Source organism: Eubacterium uniforme (assembly GCF_900167115.1).
In the GTDB taxonomy this organism is placed as follows: Bacteria; Bacillota; Clostridia; order Lachnospirales; family Lachnospiraceae; genus Eubacterium_S; species Eubacterium_S uniforme.
Genome location: NZ_FUXZ01000002.1, coordinates 27,166 through 45,343 on the forward strand (window position 1 = coordinate 27,166; position 18,178 = coordinate 45,343).

11 protein-coding genes are annotated in these 18,178 nt (G+C 32.3%); 10 read left to right on the top strand and 1 reads right to left on the bottom strand.

Going from position 1 to position 18,178, the window contains the following annotated elements; all coding sequences use genetic code 11:
- The first annotated feature begins 14 nt into the window (after positions 1-14).
- The 7 genes from B5D16_RS00135 (at position 15) to B5D16_RS00165 (ending at position 10,264) form a co-directional block, all read left to right on the top strand.
- Complete coding sequence (locus B5D16_RS00135) at positions 15-2,360, top strand: ABC transporter ATP-binding protein (protein WP_078764926.1); 2,346 nt, start codon at positions 15-17, stop codon at positions 2,358-2,360.
- Positions 2,360-4,213 carry an ABC transporter ATP-binding protein gene (locus tag B5D16_RS00140; protein WP_078764927.1) on the top strand — a complete coding sequence of 618 codons (1,854 nt, stop codon included), beginning with the start codon at positions 2,360-2,362 and terminating at the stop codon, positions 4,211-4,213. Before B5D16_RS00135 ends, B5D16_RS00140 begins: the two co-directional genes overlap by 1 nt.
- Before the next feature lie 113 nt (positions 4,214-4,326).
- Entirely contained in the window at positions 4,327-5,619 is a 1,293-nt protein-coding gene (locus tag B5D16_RS00145; protein ID WP_078764928.1) for a DUF1015 domain-containing protein, read from the top strand.
- 77 nt (positions 5,620-5,696) lie between these two features.
- Positions 5,697-7,928, top strand: a complete 2,232-nt coding sequence (gene glgB / locus B5D16_RS00150) for a 1,4-alpha-glucan branching protein GlgB (RefSeq protein ID WP_078764929.1) — start codon at positions 5,697-5,699, stop codon at positions 7,926-7,928.
- A gap of 39 nt (positions 7,929-7,967) precedes the next feature.
- The gene (locus B5D16_RS00155) at positions 7,968-8,828 is read left to right on the top strand and encodes a mechanosensitive ion channel family protein (RefSeq protein WP_078764930.1); all 861 of its coding nucleotides are present in this window, start codon (positions 7,968-7,970) and stop codon (positions 8,826-8,828) included.
- The gene (locus B5D16_RS00160; protein WP_078764931.1) at positions 8,821-9,324 is read left to right on the top strand and encodes a COG2426 family protein; all 504 of its coding nucleotides are present in this window, start codon (positions 8,821-8,823) and stop codon (positions 9,322-9,324) included. Before B5D16_RS00155 ends, B5D16_RS00160 begins: the two co-directional genes overlap by 8 nt.
- A 91-nt stretch (positions 9,325-9,415) precedes the next feature.
- Positions 9,416-10,264, top strand: coding sequence for a hypothetical protein (locus tag B5D16_RS00165; protein ID WP_078764932.1), 849 nt, complete (start codon positions 9,416-9,418; stop codon positions 10,262-10,264).
- Between the two features lie 79 nt (positions 10,265-10,343).
- Here B5D16_RS00165 and B5D16_RS00170 read toward each other — a convergent pair whose 3' ends face one another.
- Positions 10,344-11,711 carry a citrate/2-methylcitrate synthase gene (locus B5D16_RS00170; RefSeq protein ID WP_078764933.1) on the bottom strand — a complete coding sequence of 456 codons (1,368 nt, stop codon included), beginning with the start codon at positions 11,709-11,711 and terminating at the stop codon, positions 10,344-10,346.
- Positions 11,712-11,959: 248 nt separating this feature from the next.
- On the opposite strand from B5D16_RS00170, the gene B5D16_RS00175 reads away from it, so the two are divergent.
- Genes B5D16_RS00175 through B5D16_RS00185 form a run of 3 tightly spaced genes read left to right on the top strand, consistent with a single transcriptional unit; the run spans position 11,960 to position 18,163 of the window.
- Entirely contained in the window at positions 11,960-13,282 is a 1,323-nt protein-coding gene (locus B5D16_RS00175; protein ID WP_078764934.1) for a replication-associated recombination protein A, read from the top strand.
- Positions 13,283-13,304: 22 nt separating this feature from the next.
- Positions 13,305-16,877, top strand: coding sequence for a DUF5717 family protein (locus B5D16_RS00180; RefSeq protein ID WP_078764935.1), 3,573 nt, complete (start codon positions 13,305-13,307; stop codon positions 16,875-16,877).
- A gap of 11 nt (positions 16,878-16,888) precedes the next feature.
- Entirely contained in the window at positions 16,889-18,163 is a 1,275-nt protein-coding gene (locus B5D16_RS00185) for a DUF5716 family protein (RefSeq protein WP_078764936.1), read from the top strand.
- Positions 18,164-18,178 lie beyond the last annotated feature (15 nt).

The window sequence follows — 18,178 nt, forward strand, 5'->3', positions numbered from 1 at the left end:
TAAGGAGAAAAGTAATGTTAAAAATTTTTAAACAAATTGCAAAGTATTGGCCCTTTGTAATAATTATATTTATTCTTCTGATTGCTCAGGCATATGGTGATTTAGCATTACCACAGTATACATCTGATATTATTGATTCAGGTATACAGAATAAAGGTGTAACACATATCTTGCCAGAGAAAATCGAATCTGAAGAATATGAATATGCTAAATTATTTATGAATAAAGATGAAGTAGAATCTTTTGAAAAAGCATATGAAAAAGATGGAGATTTATATAAACGTACAGAGAATAGTAAGAGTGAGTTAGATAAGCTAGATAAGGATTTAGTTATGCCTATTATTATTGACTTACAGATGGAAGCTATGGATATAGATACGTTTAAAAAGATTTTGTGGAGCAATGAGCAGACGCAGGCTGCATTTGCTGCAAATAATATTGATGAGAAGACTTTTATGGCTTTATCTTTAGATGATATTAATAAGGCTTTACAGATGGATCTTAAGTCTTTTGAAAAAGAGGTTGAAGATGCAGATGGTAATAAGAGTAAAAAAGAATGTATAGATATGAGACCTATCCTTGCTGCTATGATTAGTAGTGGTAATGTTACAGATGAAATGAATAATGAGACTAGAAATACATTTAAGAAAATGTCTGATACTATTGGTGATTCGACACTTAAATCCATGGGTATTTCTTGGGCAATTGAAAGAGAGAAAGAAGCAGGAATTGATATTGATAAAAAGCAGAAAGATTATCTGTTAAGTTCATGTTTTAAGATGATAGCGATGGCTCTTATGATTGCGGTAATTGTTATTCTTGTATCTTATTTTGCCGCAATTGTTGGTGGTAGAATTGGTAGAGATCTAAGAGAACAGGTATTTGCTAAGGTATTGTCATTTTCAGGTTGTGAGATGGATAAGTTTTCAACGGCTTCTCTTATTACTAGAAATACAAATGACATTCAACAGGTTCAGATGGTTAGTACTCTGTTCTTAAGAATGTTATTATACGCTCCAATTCTTGGTATTGGTGGTGTTATAAAAGTATATAAGACAAGTTCAGGCATGGGGTGGACAATTGGTCTTGCAGTAATCGTTGTTCTTATTATTGTTGGTACATTAATGATTACGACATTACCTAAGTTTAAAATTTTACAGACTAGAGTTGATGATGTTAACCTTGCTGCTAGAGAGAATCTTACAGGTATTAGTGTTATTAGAGCATTTGGTAGGGAAAAAAAGAGTGAGGAGAAGTTTGATATAGCTAATGTTAATCTCACTAAAACTCAGTTGTTTGTTAATAGAGCAATGAGTATTATGATGCCTGCCATGATGTTTACAATGTATGGCATAAATATATTAATAATCTGGGTGGCTTCACATAAAATTGATGATGGTATATTACAAGTTGGTACTATGACAGCATTTATGACTTATGCAATTCAGATTATTATGTCATTCTTAATGATTTCAATTATGTCTATTATGCTTCCACGAGCAGGTGTTGCTGCAGGAAGAATTGATGAAGTATTAAAGACTGATTCATCTATTCTTAATCCGGAGAATGCTAAGGTGGTTGATGAAGTTAAAGGTGTACTTGAATTTAAGGATGTTCACTTCCATTATCCACATGCAAATGAGGATGTATTAGATGGTATTAGTTTTGTAGCAAATCCTGGTCAGACTACAGCCATAATTGGTAGTACAGGATGTGGTAAGTCTACAATGGTTAACTTGATTCCAAGATTATACGATGTAACAAGCGGTGCCATTACAATTGATGGAATAGATGTTAAAGATATGAATCTTAAAAAACTAAGAGATGAGATTGGATTTGTTCCACAAAAAGCTGTTCTATTTTCGGGAACAATTGCTAGTAACTTAAGATTTGGTAAGAGGGATGCAACAATTGAGGAAATAACTAATGCTGCTGAAATTGCACAGGCTACTGAATTTATAGATGCTAAGGAAGATAAATATGAAAGCAGTATTGCTCAGGGTGGTAGCAATGTTTCTGGTGGTCAGAAACAGAGATTATCAATAGCTAGAGCTATTGCAAAGAATCCAAAGATTTATGTATTTGACGATAGTTTCTCAGCTCTTGATATGAAGACAGATGTTGTACTTAGAAGAGAACTTGCTAAGAAATCAAAAGATAGTACTGTAATTATAGTTGCACAAAGAATTAGTACAATTATGAAAGCAGATCAGATATTGGTATTAGATGATGGAAAGATAGTTGGTAAAGGTACACATAGTGAACTTTTAACTAATTGTGAAGAGTATATGGAAATTGCAAAATCACAGCTTTCCGAAAAGGAAATAGAAGATTCAATTAAGGAAGGAGGTAACAAGTAATGGCTGAAACAAAAGAAGATTTAAAGAAAGTCACTCAAAAAAGAAGACACATGGGATCTCCGGGTATGATGCCAGGTGAAAAGGCAAAAGATTTTAAAGGTTCAATTAAGAATCTCATTAAATACATGGGAAATGATAAAATTAAGGTTATAATCGTAATGATTTGTGCTGCAATTTCCACTGTATTTGTTGTAGTAGGACCTAAGATTATGGGTAAGGCTACTACTGAACTTGCTAGAGGTCTTATGAAAAAGATTTCACAGACTGGTGAAATTGATTTTGATTATATAGCAAAAATATTATTAATTACCCTTGGGTTATATGTGTGTAGTTCAATCTTTACATTTATTCAGGGATATATAATGTCTGGTGTAACACAGAGATTATGTTATAGAATGCGTAAAGAACTTTCTGAAAAGATAGACCGTATGCCTATGAAGTATTTTGAAAGCAGAACTTATGGTGAAGTTTTATCAAGAGTAACTAATGATATTGATACTCTTGGAATGTCATTAAATCAGAGTATTACTACTTTGATCACATCGGTTGCTTCAATAATTGGTATATTGATTATGATGCTTAGCATTTCGCCATTGATGACACTTATTGCACTTGTTATACTTCCTATTTCAGGTATGCTTCTTGGATTTATTATGAAGCATTCACAGAAATATTTTACACAGCAACAGGAATATCTTGGTCATATAAATGGGCAGGTTGAGGAAGTTTTTAGTGGTCATAATATCATTAAGACATTTAACAAGGAAGAAGAGACTATTAACACATTTAGAGAGACTAATGAAGTATTATATACATCAGCAGTTAAATCACAGTTTTATTCAGGTTTAATGATGCCTATTATGGCATTTGTTGGAAATCTTGGATATGCAGGTGTAGCATTTTCCGGTGGTATGTTAGCTATTAAGAATGTTATTACAATTGGTGATATTCAGGCATTTATTGTATATGTTAAGCAGTTTACACAGCCTATTCAGCAAATGGCTCAGGTTATGAACCAGTTACAGTCTATGGCTGCAGCTTCAGAACGTGTATTTGAATTCCTTGATGAAGACGAGGAAGTTCAGGTTGTAGAAAATGCCAGAGAAATCAAGAATGTAAAAGGTAATGTTTCATTTGAAAATGTTAAATTTGGATATGATGAAGAAAAGATTATAATTAATGATTTCTCATGCGAAGTAAAAGATGGTCAAACAGTTGCCATAGTAGGACCTACGGGTGCTGGTAAGACTACTATGGTTAAATTGTTAATGAGATTTTATGATGTAAATGGCGGTAGCATAAAGCTTGATGGAATTGATGTAAGAGATTTTAACAGACGTGATCTTAGAAGTGCATTTGGTATGGTATTACAGGATACATGGTTGTTTAAAGGAAGCATAATGGAAAACATTAGATTCGGAAGACTTGATGCTACAGATGAAGAAGTTATAGCAGCTGCTAAATCAGCACATGCTCATCACTTTGTTTCTAGATTACCTGAAGGATATGATTTTAAACTTAGTGAAGATGCAACTAATATATCACAAGGTCAGCGACAGCTTCTTACAATAGCAAGAGCAATATTAGCAAATAGCCCTATTATGATTTTAGATGAAGCTACATCAAGTGTTGACACTAGAACAGAAGCTAGAATTCAAAGAGGTATGCATAATCTTACAAAGGGTAGAACAAGTTTCGTTATTGCGCATAGACTTTCTACAATTAAAGACGCAGATCTTATACTAGTTATGAAGGAGGGAGATATTATAGAAAAAGGTACTCATAAAGAATTACTTGAAGCTAAAGGATTCTATGCAGACCTTTATAATAGCCAGTTTGAAAGCGCTTCATAATTGACAGATGTTTATTTGCATTATGGATATATATTTAGTATAATAAAGTGGTGCGAAAAGGGCTTTTTGTCCGGTTCGCACCACTAAATTTTTATATTATCGTGGGGTAAATTATGGCAAAGATTAAACCATTTAAATGCGTAAGACCTAGAAAGGATCTTGCAAGAGATGTGGCAGCTCTTCCTTATGATGTTTATAACAGCGAGGAAGCAAGGGATGAAGTGTTTGGAAAACCATATTCATTCCTTAATATTGACAGAGCTGAAACACAGTTTGATAAGAGTGTAAATATATATGATAAGAAGGTTTATGAAAAAGCAAGGGATCTTTTTAATGAACACGTTGAAAAGGGTGTTTATTTGGAAGATGAGGATGATGCATACTATATTTATGAACTTACAATGGATGGAAGAAGTCAGAGTGGTATAGTTGCAGTTGCATCAGTTGATGATTATCTTGATGGAACAATCAAGAAACATGAGAATACACTTGCAAAGAAGGAGCAGGATAGAATTAATCATGTTGATACTATGTCAGCTCAGACAGGTCCTATTTTCCTTGCGTATAGAGATATAGAAACGGTTAATAAGGTAGTTGAAAAAGTAAAGAAGGAAGAGCCTATTTATAATTTCACATCAGATGATGGGATTATTCATAGAGCATGGAAGATAAGTGATAAAGAAGACTTAGGTGTTATAACTGAAGGATTTGCTGAAAGTGATGGATTATATATTGCTGATGGGCATCATAGAGCAGCATCAGCTGTTAAGGTTGCACTTAAACGTAGAGAGGCTAATCCAGAGTTTACAGGTGATGAAGAGTTTAATTATTTCCTTTCTGTTATTTTCCCTGAAAGTGAACTTATGATTATGGATTATAACAGAGTTGTAAAGGACTTAAATGGATTATCTGAAAGAGAATTGATTGAAAAGTTAAAAGAAAACTTTGATGTTAAAAAGACTAGTTATGAATTTTGCGAAGATGGTAAAGTTAAAATTGAAGATGATAAAAATTCTCTTAAATTTGCTTCAATTAAACCAGCTAATAAAGGTGAAGTTGCAATGTTTTTAGGCAATGCTTGGTATAAGTTGATTGCTCATGAAAACATAAAGTCAGATGATCCAGTTAAGGGTCTTGATGTTGCAATTGTAAGTGATTACATATTAGGACCAATTTTTAATATTACTGATTTAAAGAATGATCCTAGAATTGATTTTGTTGGCGGAATTAGAGGTCTTTGCGAACTTGAAAGAAGATGTAAAAACGATATGAGAGTAGCATTTGCTATGTATCCAACATCTATACAGGAATTGTTCGCAGTAGCTGATGCTGGAATGCTTATGCCACCTAAGAGTACATGGTTTGAACCAAAACTTAGAAGTGGTTTATTCATTCATAGATTTTAATCAGAGTAATCTGGTTATGGGGTATTGTTTTGTTTGCTAGTTATATGCGAAAAAATATTTAAGTGAGGTGTGACGTAATGAAAGCTAAATCAAAAGCTTATGACTATATGAATTGGAGGGAAATTGAAGGGATTCTATATTCGGATATTGATTATCCGTATAATGTATTAGGACCTAGAGAAACAAAAAAGGGGTTGCTTATTCAGGTTTTTAGACCGGATGCAGTTAATTCCTATGTAATCCTTGAAGAAGACAAGGTAAAGGTTGAGATGGAACTTATGGATGATGCAGGTTATTTTGCTTGTTTGATTCCAAAGACCAAGATGCAAAAATATAAGGTTTTATCAGTATATGAGGATAAATCTGAGTATTTAGATTATGATCCATATGAGTTTAAGATAGAACTTGATGAAAGAGAAGTTAGTTCTTTTAATAATGGAATTAACTATGAAGTATATAATCTATTAGGTGCTCATCCAGATGAGGTTGATGGTGTTAAGGGAACGCGTTTTGCAGTATGGGCACCATTTGCCATGAGAGTATCAGTTGTTGGTGATTTTAATAACTGGGATGGAAGAAGTCATATGATGCAAAAACACTATGATTCTGGTATATTCTATCTTTTTATTCCTGGAGTTAAACCTGGTGATATTTATAAATTTGAAGTTCTAAAAAAGGGGAATAATCCTATTCTTAAGAGTGATCCTTATGGATTTGAATCTGAACTTCGTCCGGATAATGCTTCAATTGTAAGTGATATTGATAAGTTTAAATGGACAGATTCCAAATGGATTAAGTCAAGGGAAAAAGCATATGATAAATATAAGGAAGATGCACTTGCTAAGCCTATTAGTATTTATGAAGTTCATTTAGGGTCATGGAGAAAGACTGAAGATGATGAATTCTTAAACTATAGGGATATAGCACCATTACTTGCTGATTATGTTAAGGATATGGGATATACTCATATAGAACTTATGCCTATTATGGAACATCCTCTTGATCAGTCATGGGGATATCAGGTTACAGGATATTATGCTCCAACTAAGAGATATGGTACGCCTGAAGATTTTATGTATTTTATGAATTACATGCATAATGAGGGTATAGGCGTTATCTTAGACTGGGTACCAGCACACTTCCCAAGAGATTCTTATGGTATGTCAGAATTTGATGGCTCATGCCTTTATGAACATGAAGATCCAAGACAGGGTACGCATCCTGATTGGGGAACATTGATATATAATTACGGAAGACCAGAAGTTAGTAATTTCCTTATTGCGAATGCTTTATTCTGGGCTGAAGTATATCATGCTGATGGAATCAGAATGGATGCTGTAGCATCAATGCTTTACCTTGATTATGGTAAGAGTGATGGACAGTGGGTTGCTAACATGTATGGAGGTAATGAAAACCTTGATGCAATTGAGTTTATTAAACATTTGAATTCCATTATGCATAAGAGAAATAAAGGTGTATTTATGATTGCTGAAGAATCCACAGCTTGGTCAAATATAACTACTGATCTTGAAGAAGATGGTATGGGATTTGATTTTAAGTGGAACATGGGATGGATGAATGATACACTTAGATACATGCAGACTGATCCATATTTTAGACATGAGCATTATGGTGAGTTGTTATTTAGCATGGTTTATGCATATAGTGAAAAATTCATGTTGGTATTATCTCATGATGAAGTAGTTCATGGTAAAAAGTCTCTTGTTGAAAAGATGCCTGGTAGTTTCGAGGATAAACTAAAGAATTTGAAAGCAATGCTTGGATTTTATTATACACATCCAGGTAAGAAACTTTTGTTTATGGGACAGGAATTTGCTCAGAGTAATGAATGGTGGGAAGGAAGAGAACTTGACTGGTTTAGTTTAGACATTGATTATAATAAGCAGATTCAGAAATACGTTAAGGATTTAAATAGCTTATACACAAATGAAAAATCATTATATGAACTTGATGAATATAGTGAGGGCTTTGAATGGATTAATAATATTTCGGCGGATGAAAGTATTATCGTATTTACTAGAAATGGCGTTGATCCATATGATAGATTACTTGTTGTTTGTAATTTTGATACAATTGCTCGTGAAAATTATAAGATTGGTGTTCCGTATGATGGTGGATATAAGGAAATCTTTAATAGTGATGCAAAGGTTTATGGTGGTGAAGGTTTTGTTAATGGTAGAATAAAGAAATCCAAAGTGGATGAATGTGATGGAAGAAGAGATTCAATTAGAATTAAGGTTCCAGCACTAGGTATTTCTATCTTTAGATATGTTCCGCCTAAAAAATAGAGTATAAATGATAAATAAAAATAGAAGAGTGAGGATAATATGAATCAGAACATGATGTTAGCTGATGCTACATTCTCAGAGGCCATGGTTGAAAAATACATGGATAAAACAATTGATTTTGGTATTAACATACTTATTGCTTTAGCAATTTTTGTGATTGGTAAGTATGTTATCAAATTCATTTTAAAATTTACAAAAAGATTATTTGACAGATCATCTATAGATGATGCTGTGGGAAACTTTATAAATTCTTTATTAAGGGTAATTTTATATGGTGTTTTAATCATAATTATATGTGATAAAGTTGGAATTCAAACAACATCATTTATTGCATTACTTACATCTGCAGGACTTGCAATTGGTTTAGCACTTCAGGGAAGTTTAGCAAATTTTGCAGGTGGTGTGTTGATTTTGATTATGAAACCATTTGTTCTAGGAGACTATATTAGAACTGATCTAGGTGAAGGTGAAGTTATTAATATTGATATCTTTTATACAACACTTGTTACACTTGAAAATCTTAAGGTTAAAATTCCTAACGGAAAGTTAGCAGATGTTTCAATAACAAATGTTACTGGTAACGATAAACGTCTTATTAGAATAAGAGTATCAATAGCTTACGACAGTGATATTAAACTTGCAAGGGAAGCGCTTACTGATTTAATCAACTCTCATAAGTTGGTTATTGATGATGAGAAAAACAAGGTTGTTGTGGCTGAATTATGTGATAGCCACATATTACTTGAAGTCAGAGCAATGACGAAAATTGATGATTATTGGGATGCGTATTTTGACATAAACGAAAATATTAAGAATAGATTGGATAGCGTTGGAGTGGTTATTCCATTTAATCAGTTAGACGTTCATTTAAATCAGATTGGAGCTAAAAATAATGGTTAAGAAATTAGTATCAAAACTATTAAGTATGTTATCAGGATTGCCTGAGGAATTAGTGATTTTTATAATTTCCATGATTCCTATTTTGGAACTTAGAGGAGGACTTGTAGCTGCTTCAGCTTTAAAAATTCCAATGTATAAGGCAATAGGTATTTGTTTTATTGGAAATTTGATTCCAATTCCATTCATATTATTGTTGATTACACCTATATTTGACTGGCTTAAAGGTACAAAACTAGTTAAAAAGCATATAGAAAAGTTAGAAGAAAAAGCTATGAGTAAGAGTGATACAATTCAGAAATATGAGTTTATAGGATTGGTATTATTTGTTGGAATTCCTCTTCCAGGAACTGGAGCTTGGACTGGTTCACTTATTGCTGCATTACTAGACATAAAGTTTAAAAAGGCATTCCCAGCCATAGTTATAGGACTCTTAATGGCGACAACAATTATGTGTTCTTTAAGTTATGGTTTACCTTGGGTTTTACATAACCTTTAATATTGACTTTTTTGGCATATAATTATAAAATTATGTTAATAATATAATTACAAAAATTAACCATACAATTAAAAAAATAAGGAGAGAATATATGGTAAAATTACATAACTTTAAACACTTGGCTGTCGTATTAGCTTCAGTTGTTTGCTTGCTTGTTTTTTCTACAATTGCTTATGCAGATGGCACTAGCGGTGATTATGTAACTGAATATAGAACTAATATGGCTAACCTTAGAATGAATAATAGCCAGAAGCTCATTACTGCTATGGAAAAAGGACTTGAAGATAATAACGACAGAGAGCTTAAGATTGCTAAGTATTCAATCAAAAAGGCATATACAGACATATTAACAAAAGAGATGATGATCAAGTCATATAGTGAGTGGAAAAACTTCGAGAGTATGAAAACTGACTCTATGGAGTGGATTATTCCTATTGAAAACGAATCAGGTAAAAAGGGGTACGCTGTTTTAGTTAGAGAGGGATATGATTTCAAACTTGAAGAAGTGATTATTGATGAGGAATCACCAAGACTTGAAATAGATGTAGATGAAGTTGCAGCTATTGTTCAGGGAAATTCAGATGGAGGCGTTACAGATTGTGGCGTTTATTATTCAAAATTATATAAAACATCATTGGTATACTGGAATGATAATGATGGATTATTTGTAGTTCCATATAGTGAAATTTCAGGTAAATGCAAGATTAAAAATGGCGATATTTATACACTTTCTGATTACATGACTCAGATGAATAAAGTATTTGATGAGAATCGTTATAAAGAAGGTTCTTACAAATTGGCTTACAGAATTCACTTTGTACAAATCGGTGGTGTTGTAGCATTTGCTTTGGCATTCTCTTATCTAGCAACTAGTGGTATTAGAAGAAGAATTAAAACTAAGATTGCTAAGAAGAGACTTGCAAAAAAATATGATGATTAGTGTATATATAGTTTAAAAAAATCAGTTATGAAATTCAATTCATAACTGATTTTTTATTATCATAATAAATCTAATATATTTAATCTCTATCGTTAAGTGGTACATAATCTGTACGTTCAATAACATTTTTAAATGCTGGTCTGTAAATTCTATTTTTATTAATTAATTCTTCAATTCTATGAGCTGACCAACCAGAAATTCTTGCAATTGCAAAGAGTGGAGTATAAAGCTCTTCAGGAAGATTGAGCATTCTATATACGAAACCACTATAAAAATCGATGTTTGCGCTGACACCTTTGTAGATGTGTCTTTCTTCACCAATAACAATAGGAGCAATCTTTTCAACGTTTGAATAAAGAGCAAATTCTTCATCCATTCCTTTTTCTTTTGCAAGTGATTCAACGAATCCTCTAAATACTCTTGCTCTTGGATCGGAAATAGAATAAACAGCATGTCCCATACCATAAATGAGACCAGCTTTATCAAATACTTCCTTGTTTAAGATTTTTCTTAAATATTCTTTAATAGCTTCTTCATCTTGCCAGTCAGAAATATTATTTTTAATATCATCGAACATCTGAATAACCTTGATGTTTGCACCGCCATGTTTTGGCCCTTTAAGTGAACCAAGAGAAGCAGAAACAGCTGAATATGTATCAGTTCCTGATGATGTAACAACATGGTTTGTAAATGTTGAGTTGTTACCACCACCATGTTCTGCATGAAGAACTAAAGCAAGATCTAATACTTTAGCTTCAAGTGGTGTAAATTTATGGTTTCTCCTAAGCATTCTTAAGATGTTTTCTGATGTTGAATACTTTCTATCAGGAGATATAATATACAAGCTCTTATCAAGATGATAATGTCTATATGCCTGATAACTATAAACTGATAAAAGAGGGAACTGAGATATTAACTGTAATGACTGTCTAAGTACATTAGGAACAGAAATATCATCTGCCTTATCATCATACGAATATAGCATCAAAACACTTCGAGCAAGTGAGTTCATCATGTCGTGGCTTGGAGCCTTCATAATTACATCTCTTGTAAAACTTGGAGGTAGTGATCGATAGTAGGCTAATAAATTACAGAAGTTATCTAACTCGTTTTTATCAGGTAACTTTCCGAAAAGAAGAAGATAAGTAACTTCTTCGAAGCCGAATCTGTCTTCTGATAAGAATCCATTAACAATCTCTTCGACATCAATACCGCGATAGTATAATTTACCATCTATAGGAACTTGCTTTCCGTCTTTCATAATATAAGACTGAACATCACCAATCTCAGTAAGTCCAACAAGAACACCCTTTCCATTGATATCACGAAGACCACGTTTTACGTCGTATTTACTGTATAAACTAGGATTAATTGCACCGTTGTTGGTACAGATTTCTGATAGCCTAAGTATTTCAGGCGTAATTTCCGTATAGGAATTCATTGTCATAGTGTGCCTCCTTACTACCCATAACACAAATTATGAGTAAATATAAACTTAACACGTATAATACCATATTTTGTAAATAAATACAAGGCATAACGTATACTTAAATGGTTGTAAATACGTATAGGAAACGATAATTTATTATACTCATATACTTAGGATTTCTTGTTTTATTTTTATATGATATATGATATAATGAAACGGAATGTATGTTGATTAGATGGGTTAGTGCGCCCTAATGAGAGGAAATTATGGATCTTTTTGATTATATGAAGGAAGATACCTTGGAAAGTGAAGCTCCTTTAGCAGGTAGAATTAGACCGAAAACACTTGATGAAGTTGTAGGGCAGGAGCATATTCTAGGTAAAGATAAATTATTATATCGTGCAATTATGGCAGATAAACTTGGTTCTATAATTTTTTATGGTCCACCAGGTACTGGTAAGACAACACTTGCTAAGGTTATTGCTAATACTACAAGCGCTAATTTTGTTCAACTTAATGCTACTGTTGCTGGAAAGAAGGACATGCAGGAAGTTATTGATGAAGCTAAAAAGACGCTTGGTATGTATGGTAAGAAAACAATATTATTTATTGATGAGATTCATAGATTTAATAAAGGACAGCAGGATTATTTGCTACCATATGTTGAAGATGGAACTGTTATCTTAATAGGCGCTACAACGGAGAACCCGTTTTTTGAAGTTAATGGAGCTTTGATTTCTAGATCAAGAATTTTTGAATTAAAGCCTTTATCTAAAGAGAACATTAAAGAAATTGTAAAAAGAGCCATAACTGATAAAGAAAGAGGTCTTGGAAATTTTAAGGCTGTAATTGATGATGAAGCATTAGAATTTTTGGCAACCCTTTGTCAGGGAGATGCAAGATCTGCTCTTAATGCAATTGAATTAGGAGTACTTACTACAACTCGTGGTGATGATGAAATTATTCATATTACGAAGGATGTTATTAGTGAGTGCATTCAAAAGAGAATAGTCAGATATGATAAAACAGGTGATAATCATTATGATATTATTTCTGCGTTTATAAAAAGCATGAGAGGGTCAGACCCGGATGCTGTTATATTCTATTTGGCGAAGATGCTTTATGCAGGAGAAAGCATAGAGTTTATTGCAAGAAGAATTATGATTTGTGCTGCTGAAGATGTTGGACTTGCAGATCCTAAAGCATTAGAAATAGCTGTGTCATGCGCTGAAGCAGTGCATCAGCTTGGAATGCCAGAAGCAAGAATTCCACTTGCGGAGGCCGCACTTTATGTTGCTTGCGCACCTAAAAGTAATTCAGCAATTTGTGCAATAGATAAGGCACTTTCATATGTTAAGAGTGAAGATACTGGGGAAGTACCTAATCATTTAAGAGACGCTCATTATGGTGGAGCTGCAAAACTTGGACATGGACTTGATTATAAATATGCTCATGATTTTGATAAGCACTACGTAAAGCAACAATATTTACCTGATAAGGTGTTAGGTGAAAAGTTTTATAATCCAGGTGATAATGGATATGAGAAGGATATACAAGATTATTTTAAATGGATTAATTCCGATAAATAATTATAACTAGGAGAAAGTTTTAATGAAAGCGATAATTGACAAACTTGCTATAGGAACAGTTGAATATGATGTACCATCTCTTAAGTTATCTGAGACTGCCATTACAATTGATAGTCACGTAATGCAAACTTATGAGGGCGAATTTGTTGTTAGTAGCGATAGTAATGCTATCAAGGGGGTAGTATACTCATCGGATGAAAGATTTGTGATTGTTAATCCACAGTTTTCTGGTAAAGAGTGTACAATAAAATATAAATTCATAACTAAAAACTGTAATCCACTTGAAAAGATTACAGGTCATATAGATATTATTTCTAACGGTGGTGAAGGCCAGATAGCATATGTTGTAAATGTGCTTGAAGATAGCCTTGAAACATCAATTGGTGAAGTGAAAAATTATTTTACTTTTACCAATCTTGTTCAGATGAATTATGATGAAGCAGTAAGAGTATTTGTTTCAGAAAGATTTAAGGAAGTATTATTAAGTGAAGATTTAAAGGGTGAAACTTTATATGATGCACTTATGAAGAATGCTAATAAGGAACTTGCGTTAGAGGAATTCCTTATTGCAATTGGAAAGAAAAAGCCAGTTGTATTATCTTTGTCTGAAACCTCACATTCATATAAAAATATTAATACATCATGCTCGGGTGAGTTTAAGATTGAAAAAGATACCTGGGGTTATGTAGATATTGATGTGGAAATTGAAGGTGCTTTCTTCCATAGTTGTAAAACTAAAATTAGGAAGGATGACTTTAATGGTAATGTATTTGAATATAAATATGTTATTAGTTACAACATGCTTCATCCGGGAATTAACCTTGGAAAACTTATCTTTAAAACAAATAATCAAAGATTAGAGTTCGTTGTTAAAATCGAACTTGAAACAGAAAAACCAGTTGAAATTATTTCACAGTCACAGACTAGAAGAGATTTGGCTAAATTAACAAAGCTTTATCTTAATTTTAGAATGAACAGAATTAACATTACAAAGTGGGCTGATAGCGTTGTAATGGTAGTTGATGACATATTAGAGATAAATCCTGGTAATCAGATGGCAAAGGTTATGAAGGCTCAGGCCTTTTTATCTCTTAACAAGTGGGATGAGGCTGCTGATCTTCTTGATGAAATATCGGCCATTGTTATTCCTGAAAGAGAGAATAATGTAACTCAGTACTGTTATTATTTGTATGTACGTGCATTGTTTAAGAAGAGCGCAAAGTTTACAAAGGACATAGATAAGGAAATAAAATCCTATTATGAAAGTGGTCATGATGATTGGCAAATACTTTGGATTTTAATGTATCTTAATGAAAGATATAAACAGAATCCATCACTTAAATATACCATGATAAAAGATCATTGTAAGAATGGTTCACATAGTTCTGTTCTTTACTATGATGCTTTGCTTGTTCTTAATGAACAGCCAGGTTTATTAAGAGTATTAGATGACTTTGAAATAAAAATTCTTATGTTTGGTAGTAGATGGAAGTTCATAAATGAAAAACTTGCAAGAAGATATGCTGAACTTGCATCTGAAGAAAAAGAATATAATGATATTATTTGCAGAACATTAATGAACATATATGAAGAGACACCTCTTCCAGAAGTAGCACAAGCTATTTGTCAGGCGTTAATCATTGGCAGATTTGATGATAAGAAGTATAATAAGTGGTTTGAAATTGGTGTTGAGAACAACGCAAGAATTACTAAGTTGTTCGAATATTATATGTATAGTTTAGACGATAAAAAGTATAAACAGTTACCGCTTTCAGTGTATAGATATTTTCACTTTAATGCTGATTCAATTCCTGATCAGAAGAGTTTCTTGTATGCAAATGTAATCGAGAATAGAAAAGCATTTCCAGAAGTATATGAAGATTATAAGGATATTATTAGTAAGTATGGTCTTGATATGCTAAAAGAAGGAAAGACAGATAAGCACTTAGCAATAATTTATGATCATATTTTAAATAAAGATTATGTGGATAAAGAAAGTGCAACGAAGCTTGCAAGTGTTATAAATTCATACGAAGTAACAGTTGATAATGAAAACATTAATGAAGTAATTGTTGTTCATAAGGAAAAGGTTAGTGAGGTTAGAAAGTACGTATATGATGGTAGTGCTATAGTTGAGTTATATACTGAAGAACCTATTATTCTTTTCGCTGATGCAAGTGGTAATAGATATTCACAAAGTATTGATTATAAATTAACTAAGCTAAATAAGTTAGATGATTATCTTGATACATGTTTTGAACTTAGTCAGGATGATGAAAAACTTAAACTTCATTATGCTGAAAACTATATTAAATATCGAAATAATCCATTGCCGGATGTTGAAATATTTAAGAATATTTTAGAGATACATTCTTTAAGAAGCGGATATAGAAGAGAAGTTATGGGTGACATCATAGATTATTATTATGATAATTTTGATGGTACATTCTTAGATGATTATTTAACTTCACTTGATGTTTCAAATATGTATCCTAATACATGCATAAAGACTATTGAAATGATGATTACAAGAGGTCTATATAAGGAAGCATACTCATTGTTACAAACATGGGGATATAAAAAGATTTCTGTAAAGCTTCTTGTGGCATGGGTTGATTATATAATTGAAGACATTGAATATGAACTTGATGATTTAGTACTTAAAGTATGCGAGTTTATATTTAAAAAGGGTAATACTGATGAAATAATAATTAAGTATTTGTATAAGTACTATTATGGTACTATCCCTGAAATGATGAAACTCTTTAAGATTGGTGTTGAACTTGCTAATGAATCTGAAGAGTATAGGAATGAACTTTCACCTGATATTATGGAACGTTTATTAGTTCAAATGATGTTTGAGTCATTTAAGGGTAATGAACTTTATGAAGTATTTAAGTATTATTATCCAAGTGGTATTGCAAGAAAACTTAAAAATGCATTCTTTACATATTGCGCACATAATTATTTTGTAAAACGTAATATCATAAATAATGAAGTGTTCTCATATATTGAACTTGAATTATCTGCAGGTGCAAGAATGCCAATCATTTGTAAGATAGCGCTTCTTAAGTATTTAAGTACACTTAATAATCTTACTAATAAGCAGAAAGAATATGCTAGAAAGCTTATTGGTGATCTTACAGAAAAGAATGTTGCTTTTGAGTTTTACAAGAAATTTACAAAGTATTTTTCAGTGCCATATCAGGTACTAGATAAAACATATATTGAACATCATACTAATCCAAAATATAAGGTTAGTATAAGTTATACACTTACAAAGCAGGGTAAGACAACTGGACTTTTATCTGCAGAGATGACGCAAAATTTCCCAGGAGTGTATGTTAAGGCATTCCCGTTATTTGCTGGGGACAGAATTGATTACTACTTCAATGAAAGATATTCAGACAGTGAAGTTACGATTGAAGGTAAATCAATCACAGTTAGTCCTGTCAAGTCGGGCCTTACAATTGGCAAGAGTAGATATGAACTTATTAATGATATGGTTATTAATGAGGATAATAATCTTGCTGAGCAAATTTATGATTTTTATACTAAGCGAGTTATTGCTCAAAATCTTTTTGAGGTATTATAGCGGAGGCAATTATGTTAGATGATAGATTTATATCTACCACAATTGGTATTGATTTCTCAGGTGATTATACGCAGGTAAGTGTATTTGATGAGGAATATACACCGGTATCAATGAGTGTCATTAAGAATGAACAGAGATACTTAATTCCGACGGCATGTTTTGTGGATGAGAAAACTGGTCATTGGTATATCGGTGATGAGGCCATTGCAAGAAGTAAGAATAGTCCTGGTGAATTACTTATGGATATTCCAAAACTTGTAATGACTAAAAGCAGATTTGAAATATTTGAAAATATATTTGATAATGCAACAATTGTTTCAATCTTTATGTCAAAGATTTTAGAAACAGTGGAAATTAATTCTGATGTTAAGGAAGTTTCAAATATAGTAGTTTCAATTGCGGAAAGTGATAGAAGTAACATTGAAGTTATTTATAATGCTTTTGAAAAGATGAATTTTCCATCAAGCAATATAAGAGTAATTTCGCATAATGAAAGTTTTGCATATTATGTATGTAGCCAGAAGTCAGATATTTGGGTTAACAATGTATTAATGCTTAATTTTAGAAATGGAACTTTGGTTGCCAGAACTCTTTATACAAATTCAAAAAGAGGTCCGCATATTATTACTGTTACTGAAGAAACATATCCAAGTGTTACATTATCAATGATAAAAGATGATAGTGAAAATGCTGACGTAGCACTTGCGCAAATATTGGATTTGATATTTAGAAGGAATGTTTATTCTGCATGTTTCTTAATTGGAGAAGCATTTAATGATGGCGATAAGTTAAAGAGAAGCATGCATCTTTTATGTGCTAATAAAAGAGTATTTAAAGGTCATAATCTGATAGTAAAAGGTGCAGGTTATGCTGCTAGAGAAATATATGGTGAACAGACTATTAATACTGTCTTATTGTGTAAGGGACGTACAAGATTAGACATAGGTCTTATGGTTCTTTATGAAGGAAGAGAAAGACAGGTTGTTCTATCACCAGCAGGAACTAATTGGTACGAGGCGTCTGAAAAAGTTGAATGCATAGTCGACCGAGTCAGTGCTTGCAAATTTGCTATTACTAATCCACTTACAAAAATTACGAATTATGTATTCTTGAATATTGATGAATTCCCTCAAAGAGGTAATAAACAAACAAGAATTGAAATTGAAGTATCGTATAAGAATGAGGAAACATTACTTCTTAACGTTACTGATAAGGGATTTGGAGAGTTTTTTGAAGCAAGTGGAATGGAAGTTAAGAAAGAAATTAGAGTTTGGGATTACTTATAAAACAAGAGGTATCTT

What these genes read in the sequence shown, in the direction of transcription:
- B5D16_RS00155 (WP_078764930.1), top strand. Translation starts at nt 7,968, where the DNA reads ATGAATCAGAACATGATGTTAGCTGATGCTACATTCTCAGAGGCCATG.
- B5D16_RS00170 (WP_078764933.1), bottom strand. Translation starts at nt 11,711, where the DNA reads ATGACAATGAATTCCTATACGGAAATTACGCCTGAAATACTTAGGCTA.
- B5D16_RS00160 (WP_078764931.1), top strand. Translation starts at nt 8,821, where the DNA reads ATGGTTAAGAAATTAGTATCAAAACTATTAAGTATGTTATCAGGATTG.
- B5D16_RS00175 (WP_078764934.1), top strand. Translation starts at nt 11,960, where the DNA reads ATGGATCTTTTTGATTATATGAAGGAAGATACCTTGGAAAGTGAAGCT.
- B5D16_RS00165 (WP_078764932.1), top strand. Translation starts at nt 9,416, where the DNA reads ATGGTAAAATTACATAACTTTAAACACTTGGCTGTCGTATTAGCTTCA.
- B5D16_RS00145 (WP_078764928.1), top strand. Translation starts at nt 4,327, where the DNA reads ATGGCAAAGATTAAACCATTTAAATGCGTAAGACCTAGAAAGGATCTT.
- B5D16_RS00135 (WP_078764926.1), top strand. Translation starts at nt 15, where the DNA reads ATGTTAAAAATTTTTAAACAAATTGCAAAGTATTGGCCCTTTGTAATA.
- B5D16_RS00180 (WP_078764935.1), top strand. Translation starts at nt 13,305, where the DNA reads ATGAAAGCGATAATTGACAAACTTGCTATAGGAACAGTTGAATATGAT.
- B5D16_RS00140 (WP_078764927.1), top strand. Translation starts at nt 2,360, where the DNA reads ATGGCTGAAACAAAAGAAGATTTAAAGAAAGTCACTCAAAAAAGAAGA.
- B5D16_RS00185 (WP_078764936.1), top strand. Translation starts at nt 16,889, where the DNA reads ATGTTAGATGATAGATTTATATCTACCACAATTGGTATTGATTTCTCA.
- glgB (WP_078764929.1), top strand. Translation starts at nt 5,697, where the DNA reads ATGAAAGCTAAATCAAAAGCTTATGACTATATGAATTGGAGGGAAATT.